Source organism: Streptosporangium sp. NBC_01469 (assembly GCF_036227305.1).
In the GTDB taxonomy this organism is placed as follows: Bacteria; Actinomycetota; Actinomycetes; order Streptosporangiales; family Streptosporangiaceae; genus Streptosporangium.
This window is the reverse complement of sequence record NZ_CP109465.1, coordinates 6,715,719-6,737,030: the sequence shown is the minus strand read 5'-3', so window position 1 is coordinate 6,737,030 and position 21,312 is coordinate 6,715,719. Positions and strand designations below refer to the sequence as shown.

The 21,312-nt window shown below is 71.5% G+C and carries 20 protein-coding genes and 1 pseudogene; 18 read left to right on the top strand and 3 right to left on the bottom strand.

Annotated elements, in window-relative coordinates; all coding sequences use genetic code 11:
• Positions 1–209 precede the first annotated feature (209 nt).
• The 9 genes and pseudogenes from OG587_RS29510 to OG587_RS47280 all read left to right on the top strand — a co-directional run bounded on the left by OG587_RS29510 (position 210) and on the right by OG587_RS47280 (position 7,928).
• On the top strand, positions 210–542 hold the full coding sequence (locus OG587_RS29510; protein WP_329080866.1) for an acyl carrier protein: 333 nt from the start codon (positions 210–212) through the stop codon (positions 540–542).
• On the top strand, positions 532–1,920 hold the full coding sequence (locus OG587_RS29505; RefSeq protein WP_329080864.1) for an aminotransferase class III-fold pyridoxal phosphate-dependent enzyme: 1,389 nt from the start codon (positions 532–534) through the stop codon (positions 1,918–1,920). Before OG587_RS29510 ends, OG587_RS29505 begins: the two co-directional genes overlap by 11 nt.
• Positions 1,917–2,381 carry an acyl-CoA thioesterase gene (locus tag OG587_RS29500; RefSeq protein ID WP_329080862.1) on the top strand — a complete coding sequence of 155 codons (465 nt, stop codon included), beginning with the start codon at positions 1,917–1,919 and terminating at the stop codon, positions 2,379–2,381. Before OG587_RS29505 ends, OG587_RS29500 begins: the two co-directional genes overlap by 4 nt.
• Positions 2,368–2,934, top strand: a complete 567-nt coding sequence (locus OG587_RS29495; RefSeq protein ID WP_329080860.1) for a 3-hydroxyacyl-ACP dehydratase FabZ family protein — start codon at positions 2,368–2,370, stop codon at positions 2,932–2,934. Before OG587_RS29500 ends, OG587_RS29495 begins: the two co-directional genes overlap by 14 nt.
• Entirely contained in the window at positions 2,931–4,133 is a 1,203-nt protein-coding gene (locus tag OG587_RS29490) for a beta-ketoacyl-[acyl-carrier-protein] synthase family protein (protein WP_329080859.1), read from the top strand. The genes OG587_RS29495 and OG587_RS29490 overlap by 4 nt, the downstream gene beginning before the upstream one ends.
• Positions 4,130–4,708 carry a hypothetical protein gene (locus tag OG587_RS29485; RefSeq protein ID WP_329080857.1) on the top strand — a complete coding sequence of 193 codons (579 nt, stop codon included), beginning with the start codon at positions 4,130–4,132 and terminating at the stop codon, positions 4,706–4,708. Before OG587_RS29490 ends, OG587_RS29485 begins: the two co-directional genes overlap by 4 nt.
• Positions 4,709–4,713: 5 nt before the next feature.
• On the top strand, positions 4,714–6,105 hold the full coding sequence (locus OG587_RS29480) for a class I adenylate-forming enzyme family protein (protein ID WP_329080856.1): 1,392 nt from the start codon (positions 4,714–4,716) through the stop codon (positions 6,103–6,105).
• 56 nt (positions 6,106–6,161) lie between these two features.
• Positions 6,162–7,553, top strand: a pseudogene (locus OG587_RS29475) (amino acid adenylation domain-containing protein); the annotation flags it as partial.
• The gene (locus OG587_RS47280; RefSeq protein WP_443075636.1) at positions 7,536–7,928 is read left to right on the top strand and encodes an AMP-binding enzyme; all 393 of its coding nucleotides are present in this window, start codon (positions 7,536–7,538) and stop codon (positions 7,926–7,928) included. The pseudogene OG587_RS29475 and the gene OG587_RS47280, both read left to right, overlap by 18 nt.
• A gap of 109 nt (positions 7,929–8,037) precedes the next feature.
• Here OG587_RS47280 and OG587_RS29470 read toward each other — a convergent pair whose 3' ends face one another.
• Positions 8,038–9,192, bottom strand: a complete 1,155-nt coding sequence (locus tag OG587_RS29470; RefSeq protein WP_329080853.1) for an SIS domain-containing protein — start codon at positions 9,190–9,192, stop codon at positions 8,038–8,040.
• Positions 9,189–10,484, bottom strand: a complete 1,296-nt coding sequence (locus OG587_RS29465; RefSeq protein ID WP_329080851.1) for a D-tagatose-bisphosphate aldolase, class II, non-catalytic subunit — start codon at positions 10,482–10,484, stop codon at positions 9,189–9,191. The genes OG587_RS29470 and OG587_RS29465 overlap by 4 nt, the downstream gene beginning before the upstream one ends.
• A gap of 122 nt (positions 10,485–10,606) precedes the next feature.
• Here OG587_RS29465 and OG587_RS29460 point away from each other — a divergent pair, with 122 nt between their 5' ends.
• From OG587_RS29460 to OG587_RS29445, 4 genes are all read left to right on the top strand, one after another.
• A complete protein-coding gene (locus OG587_RS29460; RefSeq protein ID WP_329080850.1) occupies positions 10,607–11,377 on the top strand; it encodes a GntR family transcriptional regulator in 771 nt (256 codons plus the stop codon).
• A 142-nt stretch (positions 11,378–11,519) separates the two neighbouring features.
• Positions 11,520–12,434, top strand: a complete 915-nt coding sequence (locus tag OG587_RS29455; RefSeq protein ID WP_329080848.1) for a Gfo/Idh/MocA family protein — start codon at positions 11,520–11,522, stop codon at positions 12,432–12,434.
• Between the two features lie 234 nt (positions 12,435–12,668).
• Entirely contained in the window at positions 12,669–13,685 is a 1,017-nt protein-coding gene (locus OG587_RS29450) for an NAD-dependent epimerase/dehydratase family protein (protein WP_329080846.1), read from the top strand.
• A gap of 31 nt (positions 13,686–13,716) precedes the next feature.
• On the top strand, positions 13,717–14,772 hold the full coding sequence (locus tag OG587_RS29445; RefSeq protein WP_329080845.1) for a dihydrodipicolinate synthase family protein: 1,056 nt from the start codon (positions 13,717–13,719) through the stop codon (positions 14,770–14,772).
• Here OG587_RS29445 and OG587_RS29440 read toward each other — a convergent pair.
• Entirely contained in the window at positions 14,769–15,974 is a 1,206-nt protein-coding gene (locus tag OG587_RS29440; RefSeq protein WP_329080843.1) for a hypothetical protein, read from the bottom strand. The genes OG587_RS29445 and OG587_RS29440 overlap by 4 nt on opposite strands.
• 62 nt (positions 15,975–16,036) lie before the next feature.
• Here OG587_RS29440 and OG587_RS29435 point away from each other — a divergent pair, with 62 nt between their 5' ends.
• From OG587_RS29435 to OG587_RS29415, 5 genes are all read left to right on the top strand, one after another.
• On the top strand, positions 16,037–17,206 hold the full coding sequence (locus OG587_RS29435) for a DegT/DnrJ/EryC1/StrS family aminotransferase (protein WP_329080842.1): 1,170 nt from the start codon (positions 16,037–16,039) through the stop codon (positions 17,204–17,206).
• 70 nt (positions 17,207–17,276) lie between these two features.
• Positions 17,277–18,524, top strand: a complete 1,248-nt coding sequence (locus OG587_RS29430) for an extracellular solute-binding protein (RefSeq protein ID WP_329080840.1) — start codon at positions 17,277–17,279, stop codon at positions 18,522–18,524.
• 55 nt (positions 18,525–18,579) lie between these two features.
• Positions 18,580–19,446 (top strand): carbohydrate ABC transporter permease, encoded by an 867-nt coding sequence (locus OG587_RS29425; RefSeq protein ID WP_329080838.1) that lies wholly within the window; start codon positions 18,580–18,582, stop codon positions 19,444–19,446.
• Positions 19,443–20,306 carry a carbohydrate ABC transporter permease gene (locus tag OG587_RS29420; RefSeq protein WP_329080836.1) on the top strand — a complete coding sequence of 288 codons (864 nt, stop codon included), beginning with the start codon at positions 19,443–19,445 and terminating at the stop codon, positions 20,304–20,306. Before OG587_RS29425 ends, OG587_RS29420 begins: the two co-directional genes overlap by 4 nt.
• 10 nt (positions 20,307–20,316) lie before the next feature.
• Positions 20,317–21,297 carry a dihydrodipicolinate synthase family protein gene (locus OG587_RS29415; protein ID WP_329080834.1) on the top strand — a complete coding sequence of 327 codons (981 nt, stop codon included), beginning with the start codon at positions 20,317–20,319 and terminating at the stop codon, positions 21,295–21,297.
• Positions 21,298–21,312 lie beyond the last annotated feature (15 nt).

The window sequence follows — 21,312 nt, the reverse complement described above, 5'->3', positions numbered from 1 at the left end:
CCGGTATGTATTGTCCGTTCGGGCGAAGACACAACTTATCCGGTCTACCGGCCGGCACCTTCCCGGCCGCCCCCGCCCGTAGGAAGAACCGTGCCGAAGACGGCGCGTCGTCCCGCGACCCCCTCCCCTTTCTCGCGCCCTTTAAGGCTGCCCATCTCAGCCCCGCCATTCGATGTGTAGACCCTGTACCAGTGAAGGAGCGTTCTCCCATGCCCGGAATCCAGGAGACAACTGAGATTGAGCAGACGGTCAGGTCGATTCTGGTGACGGACCTGTTCGTCGAGGTGCCGGAGATAGGGCTCGACGACGGCCTTCGGGGCATCGTCGGGCTCGACTCGCTGGGCTTCGTCGAACTGCGTGTCCAGTGCGAGGACAGGTTCGGCGTCCGCATCTCGGAGAAGGAGTTCAGCCCGGAGAACTTCGTCAGCATCCGCTCGATCTCCGAGCTGGTTCGCAGGCTGCAGACCGGCCCGGCCGCGTCCGGCGAGCGCGACGTGACCGCGGATCGGACGCCGGGAGGGGAGCGCTCCGATGCCGGATGAGAACGGCACCGGTGTCGCCCCGCACGGACCCGGCGATGTCTGGTTCGACCGGACGACGCACATGAACCACTACGGGACGAAGCTGCCTTTCGGCTGCGTGGGGGCGAAGGGGATCGTCCAGCGATTCGTCGAGCTCGACGGCCCGCGGGCGGGGCGGTCGATGGATGTGCTGGACGCCAGCGGGGGCTACGCGTCCGCGTGCCTCGGGGCGGGGTCGCCGGTGGTCGTCCCGGCCCTGACGCGCGCCGTCGAGGAGAGCGGCTACGTGACCGACGAGATCGCGTCGCTGGAGCGGACCCGGCTGCTGAGGCGCCTGTTCGGCGCCGGCGGACTGTGGGCCGGGCGGTTCCCCGCCGCCGACTACCACGTCACCGGCCGCAACTCCGGTTCCGAGGGGATGGAGCTCGCGCTGCGCCTGGCGCTGGAGTCCCGCTTCGACCGCCGCGACCTGCGCGCCGCGAAGGGCAAGGAGGGCCGTGATGTCGTCCTCACCTTCGAGGGAGCCTGGCACGGCTGGACCGGTGGGCTGCTCCCGCTCCTGAACAGGCGGCACTACCGGGTCGGCCTGCCCGCCGTGGCGGCGGAGCCGTTCGGCTTCACGACCGAGCACATCCCGTTCGGCGAGGCCGAGATAGCCCGGGAGTACTTCGCCCGCAACGGGCACCGGGTGCTGGCCGTGGTGATCGAGCCCGTCCAGGGAGACGCCGGGATCCTGACCCCGCCCCCCGGCTACCTGCGCGAGATGGCGCGCCTGTGCCGGGAGAGCGGCGCGCTGCTCGTGGCGGACGAGGTCCTCACCTTCGCCAAGACCGGCGAGTTCTTCGGGATGACGGACGAGGAAGGCCCGATCCCCACCGATGTCACCGTGCTGGGCAAGAGCCTCGGCATGGGGGTGCTGTCCACGTCCATGGTCGTCGCCCGCCGGAGCCTGACCGTACGGGAGTCCGGCGCGGTCGCCACCTCGGACCTGCGCCCGATCACCTGCGCCGTGATGGGGGCGGGCATCGAACACGTCCACGCCGAAGGTCTGCTCGAAAGATCGCGGACGTTGGGAGACCACCTGGGGACGTTGCTGCGGCGCGATCTGGTGGACCGGTTCCCCACTCTCTACCGGGAGGCCAGGGGGGTGGGCGTCATGCACGGGGTGGAGCTCACCGAGGCCGCGTCCGCGCACCTCGGCGCGTTCAGGGAAAGCATGATCCGAAGCGGTGTGTACGTGGAGTTCATGGCGGGTGCCGGGCGGCGTTCGCACGGCCTGCGCTATGTCTTTCCCACGATGCGGGTCGCTCCGCCGCTCGTCGTCACCGCCGCCGAGGTGGACTCGATAGTGGAGCGGCTCGTCGACGGCTCGCTGGCGTTCCGCAAGGAGTCGCTGTGACCGCCGCCGCGACGACCGGCCGTCCCCCGCTGACCACTGTCCGGCGCCGGGTCGAGCACGTCGACACCGACGCGTCCGGCGTGGTGCACTTCGCACGCTATCCGTCCCTGCTCGAAACCGCGGCCCTGGAGAACCTGGACCGCCTCGGCGTCGGGATCGACGCCCTCGCACGCGACGGTCTCGACCTCGTCGTGACGGAACTGAGCATGCGCTATCACGCGTCCGCCCGCTTCCTCGACCAGCTGGACCTGGAGATCTCCGTCCTGCACGTCGGGGCCGCGAGCTTCCGGCTCTCCGGCACGGTGCTGTGCGTCCGGCCCGAGCGGGAGGAGGAGCCGCGGCGACTGTCCACCGGCGTCCTCGTCTTCGGCGTGGTCGACAGGACGACGGGTGCGGCGTGCGCGCTTCCCGAACAACTCAGGAAATCGCTGAAGGAGTGCCGCCACGATGCAGACATCTGAGCCGGTCGTCACGACCCCGGTCACCGCGACCCCGGACGGCCTGACCACGAACGGCACGATCCCGGACGGCACGGCCCCGGTGGCCGCCGGCGACAGAATGCTCGGATTCACCGAGATCAAGCGGTGGCTCCGCCACCGGCACCCCATGATCTACATCGATCGCGTGCTGGACTACGAGCCGGGCGCGCGTCTCACCAGCACCCTTCTCGTCTCCGGCACGATGGACGTCATCGCCGGCCACTTCCCGGAACGCGCGATCTTCCCGGCGAGCCACCTCACCCAGGCCTTCGCGCAGTCGGGAATCATCCTGTACCAGCTCAGCACGTCTCCCATCGCGGACGACGAGCTGACGCTCATCGGCTCGATGAAGTCGAGGTTCACGCGCATCGTGGTCCCCGGCGACCAGGTGGTCTTCACGGTGAAGAGCGAGCTGATCCAGGATTCCACCTTCTTCTTCTCCGGGCGCGCGGTGGTCGAGGACCGTACCGTGGCCGCGTTCAAGGGCACGCTCGTGCGCGTCAAGGTCGCCGACATGGGGCGGATGCTGTGGTGAGCGACCTGGACACCACACGCGGCGGACGCGCGGCGGACGGGCCGCCGGAGGTCTGGGTCACCGGAATGGCATGGTCCACCCCTCTCGGCACCGGCCTCGACGAGGTGTGGCGCTCCCTGCTGGACGGCGGGAGCGGCATCCAGGCCGTGCCCTCAGCACCCTCGGCGCACCCTTTGCGCAACGAGAGCGCCGCCGTCCTTCCGGGTCTCTCGCTGGACAAGGACCCGGGCGAGCGGCTGCACATCCTGAGCCGCGACACGCTGGCGGACGCGGTGGCGGACGCGGGGCTGGACGTCACCGATCCGCGCCTGCGGGCGGTCTTCGGAACCAGCTACGGCCCCCATCTGGACACCACGGGTGTGACCGCCCTGGACGACTGGTGCGCGGACGTGACCGGCGAGCTGAACATGCCCCAGGCGCCGGTGTCGCTCACCACCGCGTGCTCCTCGGGTTCGGACAGCCTCCTGGTCGGCGCCGAGCTGATCAGGAACGGCGACGCGGAGATCTGCGTCTGCGGCGCGGCGGACATCCTCACCCCGGCCAAGAGACTGGGGCACTCGGCGCTGGGCACCATGTCGCCGACCTCGCTGCGCGCGTTCGACGAGGCCCACGACGGGACGATCCTCGGCGAGGGGGCCGCCTTCCTCGTGCTGGAGTCCGCCCGCTCGGCGACGGCGCGCGGCGCGCGGCCCCGCGGGTACCTGCTGGGCGCCGGCTCGGCGAACGACGCGGTGAACACCGCGGCCCCCGACCTGTCCGGTGACAGCGTCGTACGCGCCGTGGGCAGGGCACTGCTCGCGGCCGGCCGCCACGCCGAGGACGTGGTCGTGGTGAATGCGCACGGGTCGGGCACACCGGTCAACGACCTGGTGGAGTGCCGCAGCTACGAACGCGTGTTCTCCACGGCGGGCTCCACCGCGACCTCCCCCACGGTCTTCGCGACCAAGGGCGCGTTCGGCCACACGCTCGGCGCCACCGGCGCCCTGGAGGCGGTCACCGTCCTGCTGGCCCTGCGGGACGGGGTGGTGCCACCGGTTCACGGCCTGACGACCGTCATGCCCGGCTTTCCGCTCCCCCTGCCGATGGGCGGTCCGGCGGCGTTCGACGGCCGGATCGACAGGATCGACCGGATCGGGCTGAGCGTGACGCTCGGGTTCGGCGGGTTCAACACCTGCCTGGCGTTCGAGGGGACGAGATGACCGGCATGGCCGCCGAGCGGTCCGAGGTTCCCGAGGAGGTCGCGGGCGAGGGCGTCGTCGTGGTGGCGCGGGGTGAGGCCACCCGGGCTGAATTGGGCCCGGTGCGCAGCAGGATCCCCTCCCTCTATGCCGATCCCCTCGCCTGGCTCGTGGTCGACTCGGTCGACGACGCCCTGTCCACCTGCTCGGACGAGCTGGACGCGGTGCGGGACGAGGTCGCCGTCATCCTGGTCAGCGCGCTGTGCACGCTCCAGACGATGGAGGCGATCGAGCGGTCCGTACGGAACGGCCGGGTGTCCCCGCTGCGGTTCGCCGGGGCGAGCCCCGGTGGCGCGGGAAGTCTCGCCTGCGTCGTGCGGGGGTTCAAGGGGCCCTCGCTGACGCTCGCGACCCACCCGGGGAAAGGGGTCCCGGTGGCCCGTACCCTGGCCCGCTCGTGGCTGCGCTCCGGGGCGGCCGAGTACGCCGTGGTGAGCGTCCACCACGTGGAGGAGGACGGCGGCCACCGGGTGCGCAGCACGGTACTCGGGCCCGGACCGGACCTTCGCCGCGCCCTCCCGGCGCCGGGCCGGTGAGCACGGTGAGCACTGTGAGCGCGGACGGCGTCCCCGGCCAGGACGTGATCGACGCCTTCCTGGCGAACGTGACCGACGCCGACCCGCCCGGCTCCGGCGTGTCACCGGCCGCCGTCGCCGACGAGCTGGCGGGCCGCGGTGTGAAGCCCGGCGCGGCGGTCGTGATCGCGATGCCCAACGGAAGGCCGCTGCTCGCCCTCTTCTTCGCGGTGCTGCTCGCCGGCGGGGTGCCGGTCCTCGTGCCCCCGTCGGCGAGCGCGGCGCGGATCGGGGCGATCGGACGCCGGTTCGGCGCCGACGCCCTGATCGCGCCCATGGTGAACGCCGAACGGTACGGCGCGCCGGCCAAGCACGGGCTCGGGGACGCCGAGATCGTGTTCTTTCCCTGGCCGGAGCGGCGGCACTACGCCGCCGGCGAGGTGATCCTGATGACGTCCGGCACGTCGGGCATCTTCAGCGGTTGCCTGCACGGCATCGGCTCCCTGCTGCGCAACGCCGGCATGCACGCGCACGCGGTCGGCCAGCGGGACACCGACACGGTGCTGCTCAATCTCCCGCTCCACTACTCCTACGGTCTCGTCGCCCAGGCGCTCGCGTCGCTGGTCACGGGCTCGCGCCTGGTCGTCTGCGGACCGCCGTTCACGCCTTCCGCGTACGCGGGGACGCTGCGCGAACAGCGCGTCACGTTCTCGTCGCTGACGCCGGCGCTGGTCGCCCGGCTGGCGGCGGGCGACGCCGCCTGGTCGCGGACCCTGCGGGTCCTCACCGTCGGCGGCGACCATCTCCACCCCCGGTACGTCGAGCGGCTGCTCGCCGGGCATCCGGGGCTGGAGCTGTACCTGACGTACGGCCTCACCGAGGCGGGTCCCCGGGTCTCCACCCTGGCGGCCCACCTGGAACCGTCCCACCGGCACGGCTCGGTGGGGCTGCCGCTGCCCGGCGTCCGCACCGGCCTGCGCCCGTCCGCCCTCGGCGACGGCTCCCGGGAACTGCTGGTGGAGTCCGACACGGTGCTGCGCCGCCGGGTGCCGGACGACCGCGCCGACCCGCTGGTGGCACCCCGGACGATCGCCACCGGCGACCTCTTCGAGATCGACGACGACGGCTACCACTACTACAGGGGACGGCTGTCCGACTCGGTGGTCGTCAACGACGAGAAGGTGTGGCTGCCCTCCGTCCGGGAGATCGCGGCGTCGATCCCCGGCGTGCTGCGGGCGACCACCCGGGTGTACCAGAGCGACGACGAGCGCCGGTACGACCTCGACGTCTACGTGGACCACCCGGATCAGGCGCAGGCCACCGAGATCGAACGGGCCCTCGGGCGCCTGCTGCTACGGGCGGAGAGACCCGCCCGGATCACGCTCCGCCCGATCTCGGACGCGGGCTGGCACAAGTGAGTACCGCATCGACCGGGCCGGCCGCGGCCCTCACGGCGAGGAAGCGGGGAGAGACGATGAACGATCTTGAGCGGGGGGCCGGGACGGACCGGCCGCCACCCGTGCTGCGGGCCGTCGCGGACCGGGTCCGCCTCACCCCGGACGCCGAGGCGGTCACGTTCCGCGGAAGCTCCGTGACATATCGCGAACTCTGGACCCGATCGGAGCTCGTGGCCCGCCGACTCGCGGGTTTCGGTGCCGGCGTCGGTACCAGGGTCGGGCTCCACCTCGACCGATCGATCGAACTCGTGACGGCCCTCGTCGGCGTCATGCGGGCCGGCTGCGTCGCCGTCCCTCTCGACCCGGCCTACCCCGTGGACCGGCTGCGGTACATGTGCGCGGACGCCGGCGCCGATCTGGTGATCGGGCACGCGGATCACCTCGAACGGCTGGGCGGCCTCCGGCCGCTCGTCGCGGACGGCCCGCTGGTCTACGCGACCCGGCGGGCGGAGGACGAGGGCGCGGGACATCGCGCGCCACAGAGCGCCGAGCCGGATGCCTCGCCGGTCCACGCCACCCGGTGGGCGGAGGACGACGGTGCGGGACATCACGCGCCGCGAGGCACCGAGACGGACGGCCCGCTCCCCCCCGTCTCCGGTGAGGATCTCGCCTACATCATGTACACCTCCGGCTCCACCGGACGGCCCAAGGGCGTCCTGTTCGAGCACCGGAACCTGGCCAACCTCATCGCCTGGCAAACGGCCGCGAGCGGCTGCGCCGAGGGAGACCGGACGCTGCAGTTCTCCCCGGCGGCCTTCGACGTCATATACCAGGAGGTTCTCACCACACTCGGGGAGGGCGGCACCGTCGTGTGCTGCACCGAGGACGAGCGGCTCGACCCGCAGTTCCTGTGGGAGCTGATCGCCCGCGAGCGGGTCAACCGGCTGTTCGTGCCGTTCGCCATGCTCCAGTCGCTCGCGCTCTTCGCGGACGACGTCACCCCCGGCCTCCACCCGCTCCGCGAGATCTACTCGACGGGCGAGCAGATGCAGTGCGGCGACAGGCTCCGCGCCATGTTCGGCAGGCTGCCCGGCTGCCGCCTGGCCAACCAGTGGGGAACGACGGAGACACACGTCGCGACCTGCCGGTGGTTGCCCGAGGACGTGGCGGAGTGGCCGCCGCTCCCGTCGATCGGGCAGCCGATCCGCGGCACGCGAATCCACGTGTGCGACGAGGACGGCAGGCCGCTGCCCCCGGGAGAGACCGGAGAGCTGTGGATCGCCGGGGAGGGCGTCGGGCCGGGGTTCGTGAACCTGCCGGACCGCACCGCGCGGAGCTACGTGCCCGATCCCCTGGACCCGGCCGTCCGCGCCTACCGCACCGGAGATCTCGGACGGGTGGGCGAGGACGGGGACCTCGAATGCCTCGGCCGGCGGGACAGCCAGGTCAAGCTGCGCGGTTTCCGGGTCGAACTCGGGGAGATCGAGACCCTGCTCACCTCGATGCCCTCCGTCGCCGAGGCGGTGGTCGCGGTGGTGGGCGAGGACGCGGAGGACCAGCGCCTGCGGGCGTTCGTGGTGGCCACGTCGCTGCCGTTCGACCGTGCCGAGGTGCTGGCCATGCTCCGCGACAAGGTTCCCGCCCACATGGTGCCGTCGCACATCGAGGTGGTCTCCTCGTTCCCCAGGACCCCGAGCGGCAAGCTGGACCGGCTGGCCGTCGCCACCCCGGCGACCGTGCCAGGTTCCGCGCCATCACCCGGCTCCGGCCCCATGCCCGGCTCCCCGCCACCATCCGGCTCCGGCCCCGTACAAGGAACGGAGACGGGGGCCATCGACCAGTGATCGGACAGGCCCTTCGGCCGCGACCCGCCGACGACCAGGCAGAAGGCGGTTTCGGTACCACCGCCGTCGACACCCGCAAATATCCTGTCAACGCCGTGCCGCTGTGATGTCAGTGCCGCAACCGGTGCAGGGTGACACCTCGCACCACTCGGTTGACCTCGCCCGAGGGGAACGGGTTGTCGGGCCGGGTTCCCCGGAGCACGGCGGCGTTGAGGCCGATGAGCTGGGCGCACACGACGGCGGGCAGGGCCAGCGCCGCGTCCTCGATGTCCTCGGCACCGTGGAGCGGCCAGTTCCCCTCGCCCGGCGCGCCGTCGATCCCGGCTCCGATCGCGATGACACTGCCGGGCGCCATGGTCGAGCGCAGTTCCGCGATGATGTCCAGGTCGTACCGGCGGGTGTACGGGTCGTTCGACACGTACACGATCACGACGGTGCGCTCGTTCAGCACGGCCTTGGGGCCGTGGCGGAATCCCAGGGCGGAGTCCGAGGTCGCGACGATCGCCCCGCCGGTCAGTTCGAGCGCCTTCAGCGCCGACTCCGCGGCCAGCCCCCTGAGCGCCCCGCTGCCCAGGTAGACGATCCGTTCGGGCTCGCGGGCCAGCAGCGCGCCGATGTCCTCGTCGAAGACGCCGTCCCGCGTGATCCGCTCGGCTGTCCGGGCCAGCCGCTCCGCGACACCGGCGTAGGCGGTTCCGCCGAGGGTGAGCAGGGCGGCGAGCGTCATCCCGGTGAAACTCGATGTCATCGCGAAGCCACGGTCGTTGGAGGCGGGCGGCATCAGGAGCACACACGAGGTGGTCCTCCCGGAATGTTCCCGAGCCAGCCGCCCCTCCTCATTGCAGGTGATCACGAGGTGGTGCACCTCCGACAGGCACTGTTCGGCGAGTTCGGTGGCCGCGAGGCTCTCCGGGCTGTCCCCGGACCGGGCGAAGGAGACGAGAAGGGTCGGCGGATCCTCGGCGAAGCAGCCTCGCGGGTCGGCGACGATGTCCGTGGTGGACACGGCGTCGACTCGTCGCCCGAGCCGCCGAGCCAGTGTCGTGGCCGGCACCTGCCCCGCGAAGCCCGAGGTACCGGCGCCGGTGAGCACCACGCGCAGGTGGTCGCGGGCCACCAGCGGCTGGAGGAAGCCGTCGAGCGCGGCCCGGGAGGCGGTGACGATACCGTCGACATCCCGCCAGATGCCGGGCTGCTGCATGATCTCGCGGACAGTGTCATCGGCCCCGGCGTTGCGAGCCAGGGCGCCGAGAAGACCGGTCACGAATACTCCCTGTGGTGGGGATCGCACGCGCGGTCGTAGCCGCGCAGCACATCGCGGATGTGGTCGATCACCAACGCCCGCGGCGTCGCGGCGAGTTCCCCGCGGCGAACGCGCGCGTACTGACCGGGCAGATAGGCGCTGAGGAGCGGCAGGGGGATGTCCCGTGCCGCGAGGTTGCCGAAAAGCCGCTCCTGCGCTTCGGTCACCTCGGGATCGGGCCAGTAGTAGCGCATCCGGTCGCTGTAGCTGTAGCGCCGGGCGAGGCGCCGCTCGGTGTCGTCGCTCGGGTAGTAGTCCTCCCAGCGGTCGGGCTCTGCGAGCATCCGCTGTTCGACGGCCTCGGGCAGCCGGGACCGTTCGCCCACGGGCACCAGTTCGTCCTCGATGGCCGCGAGAGCGAACAGCGCCTCACGGAGCGCGAAGGTCAGACCGGGACCGACCTTGAGGACGGCCCAGTGGTCCTTGACCAGTGCTGTGAGCGCTTCGGCCAGTTGGTAGTCGGTCGAGTGCGCCTCGAACGCCATGGTGGGCTCCTCGTTGAGGACCGCTCCGAGCTCCGCGGTCCTCTCCGGCCGGTAGTCGACCACCCGCTGATGGTCGAACTCCACACCCGGCTGGACGACGAGTGCCATGACGCGGGGCCAGACGTCCTCGAGTCCGTGCCCGGCGAACGCCTCGCGGTGACGTTCCAGGGTCGCCCGTGCGGCCCGCGCCGAGGTGGGCACGAGTTCGTTCAGCGTTTCGTGGGCGCCACCGGGCGTCGGCACCTCCGTTCCGATCACGTAGCGGATCCGGGCGGCGCCGCGCTCCCCCGCCGTGTCCTCGGCCACACGTATCAGCCGGGCGGCGCGCTCGGCGACCACGTCGTCGGTGAGCGGCGTGGGATCGCCCGCGCAGGGGAAGCTGCAGTCCAGGTGGATTTTGGTGAAACCGGCCGCGACGTAGGCGGCGACAAGGGCTTCGGCCCGCTCCATCGCCTGGTCCGGTGGCAGTGCGCGCCACCGGTTGGGGCCAAGGTGGTCACCGCCGAGGATGACGCGGTCCAGCGGCAGATCCTGTTCGGCGGCGATGGCGTACACCAGGTCACGGAAGTCGCCGGGCCGCATGCCCGTGTAACCGCCGTACTGGTCGACCTGGTTGGAGGTCGCCTCCACCAGGACTTGCCTCCCGGTTTCGCGCGCCTGGAGCACGGCCGCCTCGATCACCAGCGGATGCGCCGAACAGACGGAGGCGATGCCCCTGGGCTCACCTGCCTTCTGACGCCGGACCACCTCGTCCAACAAGCTCCACATGATCCGCTCCTGTTCCTGCCCTGTGTTCCGGGGCGCGGCGCGTTCTTACAGCCGGCGACAAGCCGGAACAGTACTGGTCTGATTTCTGGTCGTCAATGGTCGGAAACTGGTATGGTTCTGGTATGACTCCCTCGGATGTCCCCTCCTTCCCCCAAGGCCTGCTGAGCGATGACGCCCTGCCCCGCTACGTCCAGGTCGCCGCACGGCTCTGGGATGACATCTCGGCCCGCGGCGCCAGGACGGGAGACCGGCTGCCCTCGGAGCGGAGCCTGGCCACGCGATACGAGGTGTCGCGGGAAACGCTGCGCGCCGCTCTGGCCGAACTGGCGGGCCGGGGCCTGCTCGAGTCCGCCGCGGCCCGCGGCTGGTTCGTCACCGGCGGGGGCCGGACCGTCACACCGGCGGGCGGGCACACGGTGGAGGGGTTCGCCGACTACGCCCTGAAGCACGGTCTGGCCACCCGCAGCCAGGTGCTGGAATCGGGAACCAGGCCGGCGACCGTGAATGAGGCCGAGACGCTGCGCATCGGCCCGGGAGCCACGCTGTTCGAGATGCGGCGACTGCGTTTCCTCGACGACCTCGTCGTCGTGCTGGAGCACAACCGGGTGCCCCTGACGCTCTGTCCCGCGCTGGCCGACACCGACTTCACCGCCGCGTCGCTCTACGCGACCCTGCGAAGCGCCGATCCGGCACAGCTCCCCCGGGTCGCGGACTACTCGGTGGAGGCACGGCAGCCCGAGACTCGGGAGCGGGATCTGCTGGAGATCAAGGACGGGACTCCGGTGCTGGTCGCCGAGCAGCTCTCCTTCAACCAGGACGGGCGGCCACTCGAGCTGACGGTGCAGGTCTACCGAGGAGACCGCTACCGCTTCCGGGCCTCCATCACCGACTGACGGGGAGGGTGTGCCGTGGCGACGCCGCCGATCGGCCCGTCCCGACACCGGGCGGGGCGTTCGGGCGGCCGGCCGCGCAGGAGGAGCGCCGCTCGGCCCGTGAGGTACGGTCGGTAATTCTCTCACCGACCAGGAGGACGTCGTGCGCATCGCCATCGCCGGACTGGCCACCAGCCACCCCTACACCGACGCCCGCACCCTCGCCTCCCGCGCCGGCCTCATCGTGTGGGAGGAGGACCGGGCCCGGCTGGCCCGCTTCACGGAGGAACACCCCGCGGCCGAGGTCGCCGGCGGGCTGGACGATCTGCTCGCCGCTCGCCCCGGCGGGGTGGTGCTGACCGTGCCGAACCCGGGGGTGGCTCCCGCGCTCGCCCGGGTGCTGGCGGCGGACCTGCCGTGCTTCGTCAACAAGCCGGCCGCCGCGACCGCCGCCCAGCTCGCCGCCGTCGACGCGGCGGCCTCCTCCCGGCCCGAGCTGGTGCTGTCCACCTCGGTGCTGCGTTTCGCGCCCGCCTTCACCGCCCTGGTGGCCGAGGACCTCGGGGAGGTGCTCTCGGTGCGGGCCACCGTACGGCACGACGTGGGCCTGTGGGCGGGCGGCCACAACCCGTGGCAGGACGATCCGGCCGTGGGCGGCGGCACGATGGTGACGATGGGCGTGCACGGCGTGGAGCTGCTGGTCGCCCTTCTCGGCCCCGCCGTGAGGCTGGCCGGGGCGGCGGCCGCCACCCGCTCCTACACCGCTCTGAAGTCGGAGGACACCGGCGTCATGGCGCTGGCCTGGGAGAACGGCGTCGTCGGCGCCGTGGAGGTCATCGGGGTCACCGATGAGGAGTCTTACACGGTCAGCGTCCACACCCGCGCCGGCACCCGCGAGGTCGTGGTGGAGCCCGGCGCCGACCCCCTCTCCGGCCTGGGCTACCGGGGGACCGTGGAGGCGTTCCTCGCCATGGTGGGCGGTGCCCCGAGCCCGGTGCCCTGGGAGCAGACCAGGGCCGTACTCGGCATGCTGGTGTCCGCCCGCGAGGCCTGCGCCCAGGGCGTGTACCAAAGCTGATCAGAGCCGTTCCGCTGATCGCGGTGACGAGGATGGCGGCTTCGTAGCGGACGGCGAGCCTGTCATACCGGGTGGCGGCGGCGCGACGGCGTTTGAGCCGGTTGAAGCCGGCTCGGCCCCACGGCGGACGTTGACACACGCCCAGGGGTCCCGTCCGCCACGCCGGGCGGGCGTTGACAGCCGAACTCTCCCCCAGTTACGGTCTGGACCGTAAATAAGAGTGAGGAGTTCCGCGTGCGGACCATCGCAGAGCTGGAAGAACGCCTGTCACGCCCCCGTGACGGGCTGGTCGAGGATCTGGGCAAGCTCGACGGCGACATCATGGTGCTCGGCGCCGGAGGCAAACTTGGCCCCAGCCTCGTCCGCCTGGCGCTGAACGGGGTCAGGGCGGCCGGGAGCGGCAAGCGCGTCATCGCGGTGTCGCGTTTCTCCGAGCCCGGCCTGGCGCGGGCGCTCGGCGACGAGGGCGCCACGGTCGTCGCGGCCGACATCGCCGACGAGAACGCGCTGCGGGAGCTGCCCGACGTGCCCAACGTGGTCTTCCTCGTCGGCGCCAAGTTCGGCACCCGGGGGCGCGAGCACGCCACCTGGTTCACCAACGCCTACCTGCCCGGCCGCGTGGCCGACCGGTTCGCGGGCAGCAGGATCGCCGCGCTGTCGACGGGCAACGTCTACCCGCTCGTTCCGATCACCTCCGGCGGTTCCACCGAGGACTCGCCCACCGGGCCGGTCGGCGACTACGCCATGAGCTGCCTGGGCCGCGAGCGTGTGCTCACCCATTTCGCCGAGGAGCGCGGCACGCCGACGGCGCTGATCCGGCTCAACTACGCCGTCGAGATGCGCTACGGCGTGCTGGTCGACCTCGCGCAGAAGATCGTCGCCGGACAGGCCATAGACGTGACCACCGGCCAGGCGAACGTGGTCTGGCAGGGCTACGCCAACGAGGTGACGCTTCGCTCGCTGCTGCTGGCCTCCGTCCCGCCGTACGTGCTCAACGTGACCGGCCCCGAGCTGGTCTCGGTACGGCAGGTCGCCACCGACCTCGGCCGCCTGCTGGGCAGGGAGCCGGTCCTCGTCGGCGCGGAGGCCTCCACGGCGCTGTTGTCCAACGCCTCGCGCTGCCACGGCCTGTTCGGCTACCCCGATCTCACGCTCGCCGAACTGGTCGAGCACACCGCCCGCTGGGTGGGTGACGGAGGGGCGCTGCTGGGCAAGCCCACCAAGTTCGAGCGCCGCGACGGCGCGTTCTGACCGCATCGGCGAGGGTGAAAGGGGAACGTACGTGCTCAGCACGGCACCCGAGAGACATGGTTCCGTCCACGACCTGTTCCGCAAGGGCATGGTCATCCCGGCGCACCCGCTGGCACTGACCGAGGACCGGCGGCTCGACGAGCGGCGGCAGCGGGCGCTGACCCGTTACTACGTCGAAGCGGGGGCGGGCGGTCTGGCCGTCGGGGTACACACCACCCAGTTCGCGATCCACGGCACGGACCTGCTGCCCCCCGTGCTGGAGCTCGCCGCCGAGACCGTCCGTGGCTACGAGCGCGAGGTGGTGCTGGTGGCGGGCGCTACCGGGAGCACCGCACGGGCGGTGGCGGAGGCGGAGTTGGCGGCCTCGCTCGGTTACCACATGATGCTGCTGAGCCCGCATCGCGAGCTGGACGAGGATCAGCTCATCGAGCGGACCCGCGCGGTCGGGGAGGTGCTGCCGGTGATCGGCTTCTACCTGCAGCCCGCCGTCGGCGGCCGGGCGCTGACCCGCGACTACTGGACGCGTCTGGCGTCGATCGACGCGGTCGTCGGCATCAAGGTCGCCCCGTTCAACCGCTACCGGACACTGGACGTGCTCCATGGCGTGGTCAGGGCCGGGCGCACCCGCCAGGTGGCGCTCTACACCGGCAACGACGACCACATCCTGTCGGACCTGATCACTTCGCATCGCGTCGTCGTGGACGGCGAGGAGGTCGACGTCGAGTTCGTCGGCGGTCTCCTCGGCCAGTGGGCGGTGTGGGTGAGGCGGGCGGTCGAGCTGCTCGACGAGGCGCGGCGCGCCCGTGACGGCGACGACGCCGCCGTGCGCAGGCTGCTCACCCTCGACGGGCACCTGACCGACGCCAACGCCGCCATCTTCGACGCCGAGCACGGCTTCCGCGGCTGCCTTCCCGGTATCCACGAGGTGCTGCGTCGCCAGGGCCTGCTGGCCGGGCGCTGGTGCCTGGATCCGGAGGAGGAGCTCTCCCCCGGGCAGCTCGCCGAGATCGACCGGATCTGGGCGGCCTATCCGTGGCTACGCGACGACGAGTTCGTCGCCGAGGGCCTGGACCGGTGGCTGCGCTAAAGGGTCAGGCGGTAAAGCGTCAGCGGGCGGCCGCTGGAGCCGCTGGAAAGGTTGCCGGTGCGTTCGGCCAGCCCGGCCAGCTCCAGGCGGTGCAGCATCCGGCGGGCCGTGCGCTGCTGCACCGCGAGCCGCTCGGCGATCTCGCGGGTGGTCAGCGGCTGATCGCCCACGGTCGCCCGCGCCTCCAGCAGCTTCTCCAGCGTCGCCACCGACAGGCCCACCCGGTGGGCCAGGAGCGGCAGGTTCGTCTCGCTGGCCGGAGGCGGGGCGACCGACTCCAGCACGACGTCGGTGTCGGCTCGCAGCGACAGCACCGCGGCCACGTCGCCGATGCGCCGGGCCCTGGCCAGCGCCCTGCGGGCCAGGCTCTCGGCCTCGGCGGCGCTGCGGCCCAGGCCGAACCCGGCCCGCACAACCCGGCTGTAGGCGGCCAGCCGCGACAGCATCGGCAGGGAGGAGAAGCCGCCCGTCGCGTCGTGCAGCGGGCCGCGGGTGGTGACCAGCAGGTGGACACCGCCCCGGAAGGCCGCGAGCGTGCCGCCGAGCGCGGTCGCCTCGCGCAGCAGGCCCTCCTCGCCGTCGAGCTCGATCAGGCCCAGTGCGATCTGCGCGTCCTCCTGCGCCTGGCCCTCCGCCGACAGCAGGAGCCGGCGCAGGGCGACGCGGACCGAGTGCGTCGACGGCGCCAGGCGCAGCACCGGGAGTTTGCCGCGCAACGCCTCGTGCACCGAGCTGAGGCAGGTGATCACGGTGTGCTCGCCGCCGCGGCGGTGGAAGGCGATGGCCGACCGCGAGGTCAGGCCACTGCGCCAGGGGAGCACCCGCAGCCTGTCGGTGGGCAGGCCGGCCTCGGTGAACGTGGCGGTCACGTCGGCACCCGACAGGGTGTCGATGGACAGGCGGGTGACGTCGTGGCCCTGGTGCTGGAGCCGTACGAGGGCGCTGAGCAGGGTCGCGCCCGAGTAGTCGACGAACGCGGCGGGACGCGTGAGGACGTCGGCCTCATGCGAGAGCATGTACGGCACTATGCCGGTGAACAGCCAGCCCTCCACCGCGCCGGCGTGCGCCTCGACGATCGTGGGCGCCTGCGACTCGTGGTCGTAGTCGAGCCGCAGCGTGCTCACACCCGGTTGTTCCTCACAGGTGGCCGCCACGTCGTCGACCAGGTCGTGGGGGCCGACCACCCCGATGAGGATCCCCACTGAGACCTCCTGGCTAAATTACGGTCAAGACCGCTATGACTTTATCTCGTGCGAGGTGTTGTGTGACTCCGAAATTCCCCAGCGCCGCGGAAGCGGCCGGCAGGACTCTCGGCGACGAGGAGGTGGCCGCCGCCGAGCGGGTGATCCGCTCGGGAATGCTCAACTCCGTGTGGGGCACCGAGGCCAGGGCGCTCGAACGCGAGATGGCCGAGCTGTGCGGCGCCCGGCACGCCGTGGCGTGCAGCTCGGGCACCGCTGCCCTGCATCTCGCGGTCGTGGCGGCCGCCCCGAACCCGGCCGACGAGATCATAACGACGCCCATGACCGACTTCGGAACCGTGGCCCCCATCCTGGCGCAGAACGCGGTCCCTGTCTTCGCCGACGTCGATCCGCTGTCGGGGAATCTCGATCCGGCCGCGGTGCGGGCCGCGATCACCCCGCGCACCAGGGCGATCATGGCCGTGCACCTCTTCGGCGCGCCCGCCGCCGTGGACGAGTTGCGGGCGATCGCCGACGAGCACGGGATCATGCTGATCGAGGACTGCGCGCAGGCGTGGCTGGGCGAGCTGCCCGGCGGCCGGCCGGTGGGCGCCGCCGGCGAGGTCGGCTGCTTCAGCCTGCAGCAGTGGAAGCACGTCACCTGCGGCGACGGCGGTCTCGTGGTCACCGACGACGACGCGCTGGCACAGACGATGCGGCTGTTCTCCGACAAGGGCTGGGACCGGGCCGGCGGGCGGCACCACCTGAGCTTCGGGCTCAACTACCGGATGACCGAGCTGCAGGCCGCGGTGGCCCGCGCGCAGCTGGCCAAACTGCCGGGCGTGGTGGCCGCCCGGCGGCACTGGGCCACGCGGTTGCTGCGGGAGCTGGCGGGGCTGCCGGGCCTCGCGCTGCCCGATCCGCGCGGGCACGCGTGGTGGTACTTCCCGGTCGTGCTGCCGGGCGGAGGGGCGCCGGAGCTCGCCGCCAGGCTGGCCGCCGACGGGATTCCGGCCCGGTCCGGGTATCTTGCCGAGCCGCTCAACCGGGCACCGCTGTGGGACGGGCCGATGTACGGTACGTCCAGGTTTCCGCTGTCGGGGCAGCCGGCCGCCTGCCCCGAGGCGGACCGCCTGGTCGGCGAGACGTTGCTGATCGTGGACCTGAACGAGAACTACACCGCCGACCACGTCGCGGCGATCAGCGATGGATTCCGGCGTTACGTTCAGATGTCGGGCATTGACCCCTCATGAGGGTGGTCGCTACATTTCGGCCTGGACCGGTATTGCCAATAACCGGTGTTTCCAATGAAAGGAAGGCCCGATGAGGAAGGTCGCACTCGCCGGCCTCGCGGCCGCCCTGGGAGTCGTGCTCGCCGGATGCGGCGGCTCCGGCTCGGGGTCGGACAAGAGCACGGTGACACTCTGGATGTACCCCGTGATCGGGGACCAGGCCAAGAACCAGGCGTTCTGGGCCAAGATCGAGAAGGACTTCGAGGCCGGGAACGCCACGATCGATCTCAAGGTCGACCATCAGCCCTGGGAGGGCCGCCAGGAGAAGATCACCACGGCGCTCGCCTCGAAGAAGGGCTTCGACCTGGTCGTGCTCACCCCCGACCAGATCCCGCAGTACGCCCGGCAGGGCGCCCTGGCCCCGGTGGACGACGTGGTGGCCGCCGCCAAGACCTCCTTCCTGCCCAACGCCCTCAGCGCGCTGAGCGTGGAGGGCAGCCTCTACGGCGTGCCGATCTACCAGACCATCACCGCGCCGATCTACAACAAGAAGGCGTTCACCGACGCGGGCGTGACCGAGTTCCCCCAGACCTGGGAGGCGTTCAAGGCCGCCGCGCCCAAGCTCGCCGCCAAGAAGGTCGCGATCCTCGACTACCCCGGCGCCCCCGAGATCAGCCTGAACCAGAGCTTCTACCCGCTGCTGTGGGGCAACGGCGGCGGCGTGTTCGCCGCCGACGGCAAGAGCGTCGTCTTCAACGGTCCCGAGGGCGTCGGGGCCCTGCAGTTCCTGCTCGACCTGCAGAAGCTGGGCGGCCTGCCGGAGAACGCGGCGACCAAGAAGAACGACATCGAGGGCGGCGCCCTGGCCGGGGGCAGGACGGCCGTCTACCACGCGGCCACCGCGCTGCAGGTCACCCAGCTCGGCGCGGCGATCGGCGACGACAACGTCGGCGTCGGGCTGCCGCTGGAGAACGCGAAGAAGGTCGCGTTCGGCATCCCCGGCGGGCTCGCGCTGGCCAAGCACTCGCCGAACGCCGAGGCCGCCAAGAGGTTCGCCGCCTTCCTGTCCGCGCCGGAGGCCTCGGCGGCGCTGGCCAAGGAGTCGGGCTTCTTCTCCGCCCGTACCGACGTGACCGTGCCCGGCACCTCTCCGGTCGTGCAGGAGTTCGCCAAGTCGCTGGAGTACGCCTTCCCCGGCGACGCCCACCCGATGGCCCGCCAGGTGATGGCGCTGATCGCGCCGGAGATCCAGGCGGCCCTGCTCGGCCAGAAGGACGCCAAGGCGGCCCTGGACGACGCGGCCAAGGAGGCCAACACGCTGCTGGCCAGCGGCGGCTGATGCGGTTCGCCCCCCATCGCGGTGGGGGCCGTCACGTGCGAAAGGCGAGAACCTGATGCGACAGCGCTTGCGGGACCCCATGGCGGGCCTGCTGTTCGTCCTCCCCATGCTGGTGCTCTTCCTGGTCTTCAGGTTCGTGCCCATCCTGGGGGCGGGGGGCATGAGCCTGACCGACCTGAACCTCGGCGGGGAGTGGAACTTCGTCGGCGTCGACAACTACGCCCGGTTGCTCGACGACCCGAAGTTCTGGGACAGCCTGCGGATCACGCTGGTCTATGTCGCGATCTACGTGCCCCTGACCGTCCTCGTCGCGCTCGGCACCGCGCTGCTGCTCAACGCGGTCGTCTTCATGCGCGGCCTGTTCCGGGGCATGCTCTTCCTGCCGTACGTCACCAGTTTCGTGCTGGCGGGGGTGATCTGGCGGTGGATCTACGAGTTCGACGGGGTGATCAACGGGCTGCTGGGCAAGCTCGACCTCGGCCCCGTCGGCTTCCTCGAGGAGGCCGCCCTCGTGCTGCCCGCGCTGGCGGTGGTGTCGGCGTGGAAGGGCTTCGGCTACTCCATGCTGATCCTGCTCGCCGGTCTCAAGTCGATCCCGGCCTCCTACCTGGAGGCGGCGACGGTCGACGGGGCCGGGCCGTGGCAGCGGTTCCGCCGGATCACGCTGCCACTGCTCAGGCCCGCCCTGTTCTTCGTCGTCGTCATCGAGACCATCGGCGCCTTCCAGACGTTCGACACCATCTACGTGATGACCGGCGGCGGACCTGCCAGGGCGAGCTACACGCTCATCTACGGCCTGTACGACCAGGGTTTCAAATTCTCCAACCTCGGCTACGCGGCCACGATCGGCATCGTGCTCTTCGCGCTGGTGCTCGTCGTGTCGCTGGCCCAGCGCCGCCTGCTCGATCGGGGAAACGCATGACGCTCACCGCCACCCGGCCCGCCACCGCGGTCGTGAAGCCTCCGGTCAGGGCACGGCGCGGGTCCTTCCGATGGCCGCTGTGGGTGCTGCTCGCGCTCGCGTCGGTGATCACGGTCAGCCCGTTCTTCGTGATGTTCGTGGTGGCGCTGTCGCCGCCGGGCGAGCCCACCCTGCCCGCCCGGTGGCCGGAGTCGCTGTCCCTGGACACCATCGTGGACCTGCTGTCGTCCTCGGGGTTCGCCGGCTGGACGGTCAACACGGTGATCTACGCGCTGGTGTCCGTGGTGATCACCCTGCTGACCGCGTCGATGGCCGGGTACGCCTTCGCCAAGAAGCGCTTCCCCGGGCGCGACACGATGATGTGGGCGTTCCTCGCGACGCTCATGGTGCCGTCCCAGGCGACGCTGATCCCGATGTTCGTGCTCGTCTCCGGGCTCGGCGGGGTGGACACGTTCTGGGGACTGATCGTGCCGACGCTGGCCAACTCGCAGGCGGTCTTCCTCATGCGGCAGTTCATCCGCGACCTGCCCGACGAGCTGTTCGAGGCGGCCAAGGTCGACGGGGCCTCCGAGTGGCGCGTCTACTGGCAGATCGTGATCCCGCTGACCAGGCCGATCCTGGCCACGCTCGGGGTGTTCGTGTTCCTGTGGCACTGGAACGACTTCCTGTGGCCGCTCGTCATGGCGCAGTCGGACGAGATGCGCACGCTCACCGTGGGGCTGGCGTCGATGCGCACGGAGGGGTCGTCGCTGGCCGTGCTGATGGCCTCCGCCGCGCTGTCGGTGCTGCCGTGCCTGCTGGTGTTCGCGCTCCTGCAGCGGTACCTGGTCAACAGCATCGCGATGACCGGACTCAAATAAAGTCTCTTAGATGGATATATCGCCACAGGCCGCGCGGCTGCGCGAGCAGCTGCGCGGCACGCTGCTCGCGGCGGCGGCCACCCCCATGACGGCCTCGGGCGAGGTGGACCTCGACCTGGTGACGGCCTATTTCCGTGGCCTGCTCGCCGACGGCGCCGACGGGCTCGCGGTGCTCGCCCACACCGGCCGTGGCCCCTTCCTGCCCCCGCCGGTGCGGTCCGCCGTGATCGAGCGCGCGGTCTCCCTGGGAGTGCCGGTGCTGGTCGGCGTCGGCGGCGCCTCCGATGAGGCGCGGACGGGCGGGGTCACGGTCACGTTGAGCACGGCGCGACCGGACGGCCCGGCGGCTTCTTCGGACGCGCCCCCGGGTTCGGCGGAGCGGGTCGTCGAGGAAGCGCGGGTCGCCGCCGGGCTCGGGGCCGCCGGCGTGCTGGTGTTCCCCTCCGCCGAGGACCGGCTCGCCCTGCACGACGCCGTCTGGCGGGGCGCGGGGCTGCCCATGATCGCCTTCGATCTCTACACGCTGCCCTGCCCGCCCGCCGTACTGAGGGAGATCGTCCGCCACCCCGGGGTGGCGGGACTGAAGACGGCGCTGCTGTCGGACGCGATGGGATGCCAGGAGGCGATACGGATCACCCACGAGGCGGGACGGCTGGCGATCACCGGCGAGGACCGGATGTTCGGCCCGTCGCTGCTGTGGGGCGCCGGGGCGGCGCTGGTCGGCCTCGCGGCCGCGCGGGTGGGCGTCACCCGCGAGGTGATGCGTGCCTTCGCCGGGAACGACCTGCGGGAGTTCGAGCGGGCGTCGGCGCGGCTCGACCGGCTGGCCGCCGCGACGTTCACCGCGCCGATGGAGGGTTACGTCCAGCGCATGCTGTGGCTGGCCGCCGCCGAGGGGCGCATTCCTCGCTCGCACGCCTTCGACCTGTACGGCCCGGCGCTGGAGGAGGACGGGCGGACTCTGGAAAGGGCCCTCCTCACCGAGGTCTGACCCACCTCGCGCCCG

What these genes read in the sequence shown, in the direction of transcription:
- OG587_RS29495 (WP_329080860.1), top strand. Translation starts at nt 2,368, where the DNA reads ATGCAGACATCTGAGCCGGTCGTCACGACCCCGGTCACCGCGACCCCG.
- OG587_RS29485 (WP_329080857.1), top strand. Translation starts at nt 4,130, where the DNA reads ATGACCGGCATGGCCGCCGAGCGGTCCGAGGTTCCCGAGGAGGTCGCG.
- OG587_RS29465 (WP_329080851.1), bottom strand. Translation starts at nt 10,484, where the DNA reads ATGTGGAGCTTGTTGGACGAGGTGGTCCGGCGTCAGAAGGCAGGTGAG.
- OG587_RS29460 (WP_329080850.1), top strand. Translation starts at nt 10,607, where the DNA reads ATGACTCCCTCGGATGTCCCCTCCTTCCCCCAAGGCCTGCTGAGCGAT.
- OG587_RS29430 (WP_329080840.1), top strand. Translation starts at nt 17,277, where the DNA reads ATGAGGAAGGTCGCACTCGCCGGCCTCGCGGCCGCCCTGGGAGTCGTG.
- OG587_RS29425 (WP_329080838.1), top strand. Translation starts at nt 18,580, where the DNA reads ATGCGACAGCGCTTGCGGGACCCCATGGCGGGCCTGCTGTTCGTCCTC.
- OG587_RS29415 (WP_329080834.1), top strand. Translation starts at nt 20,317, where the DNA reads ATGGATATATCGCCACAGGCCGCGCGGCTGCGCGAGCAGCTGCGCGGC.
- OG587_RS29510 (WP_329080866.1), top strand. Translation starts at nt 210, where the DNA reads ATGCCCGGAATCCAGGAGACAACTGAGATTGAGCAGACGGTCAGGTCG.
- OG587_RS29420 (WP_329080836.1), top strand. Translation starts at nt 19,443, where the DNA reads ATGACGCTCACCGCCACCCGGCCCGCCACCGCGGTCGTGAAGCCTCCG.
- OG587_RS29505 (WP_329080864.1), top strand. Translation starts at nt 532, where the DNA reads ATGCCGGATGAGAACGGCACCGGTGTCGCCCCGCACGGACCCGGCGAT.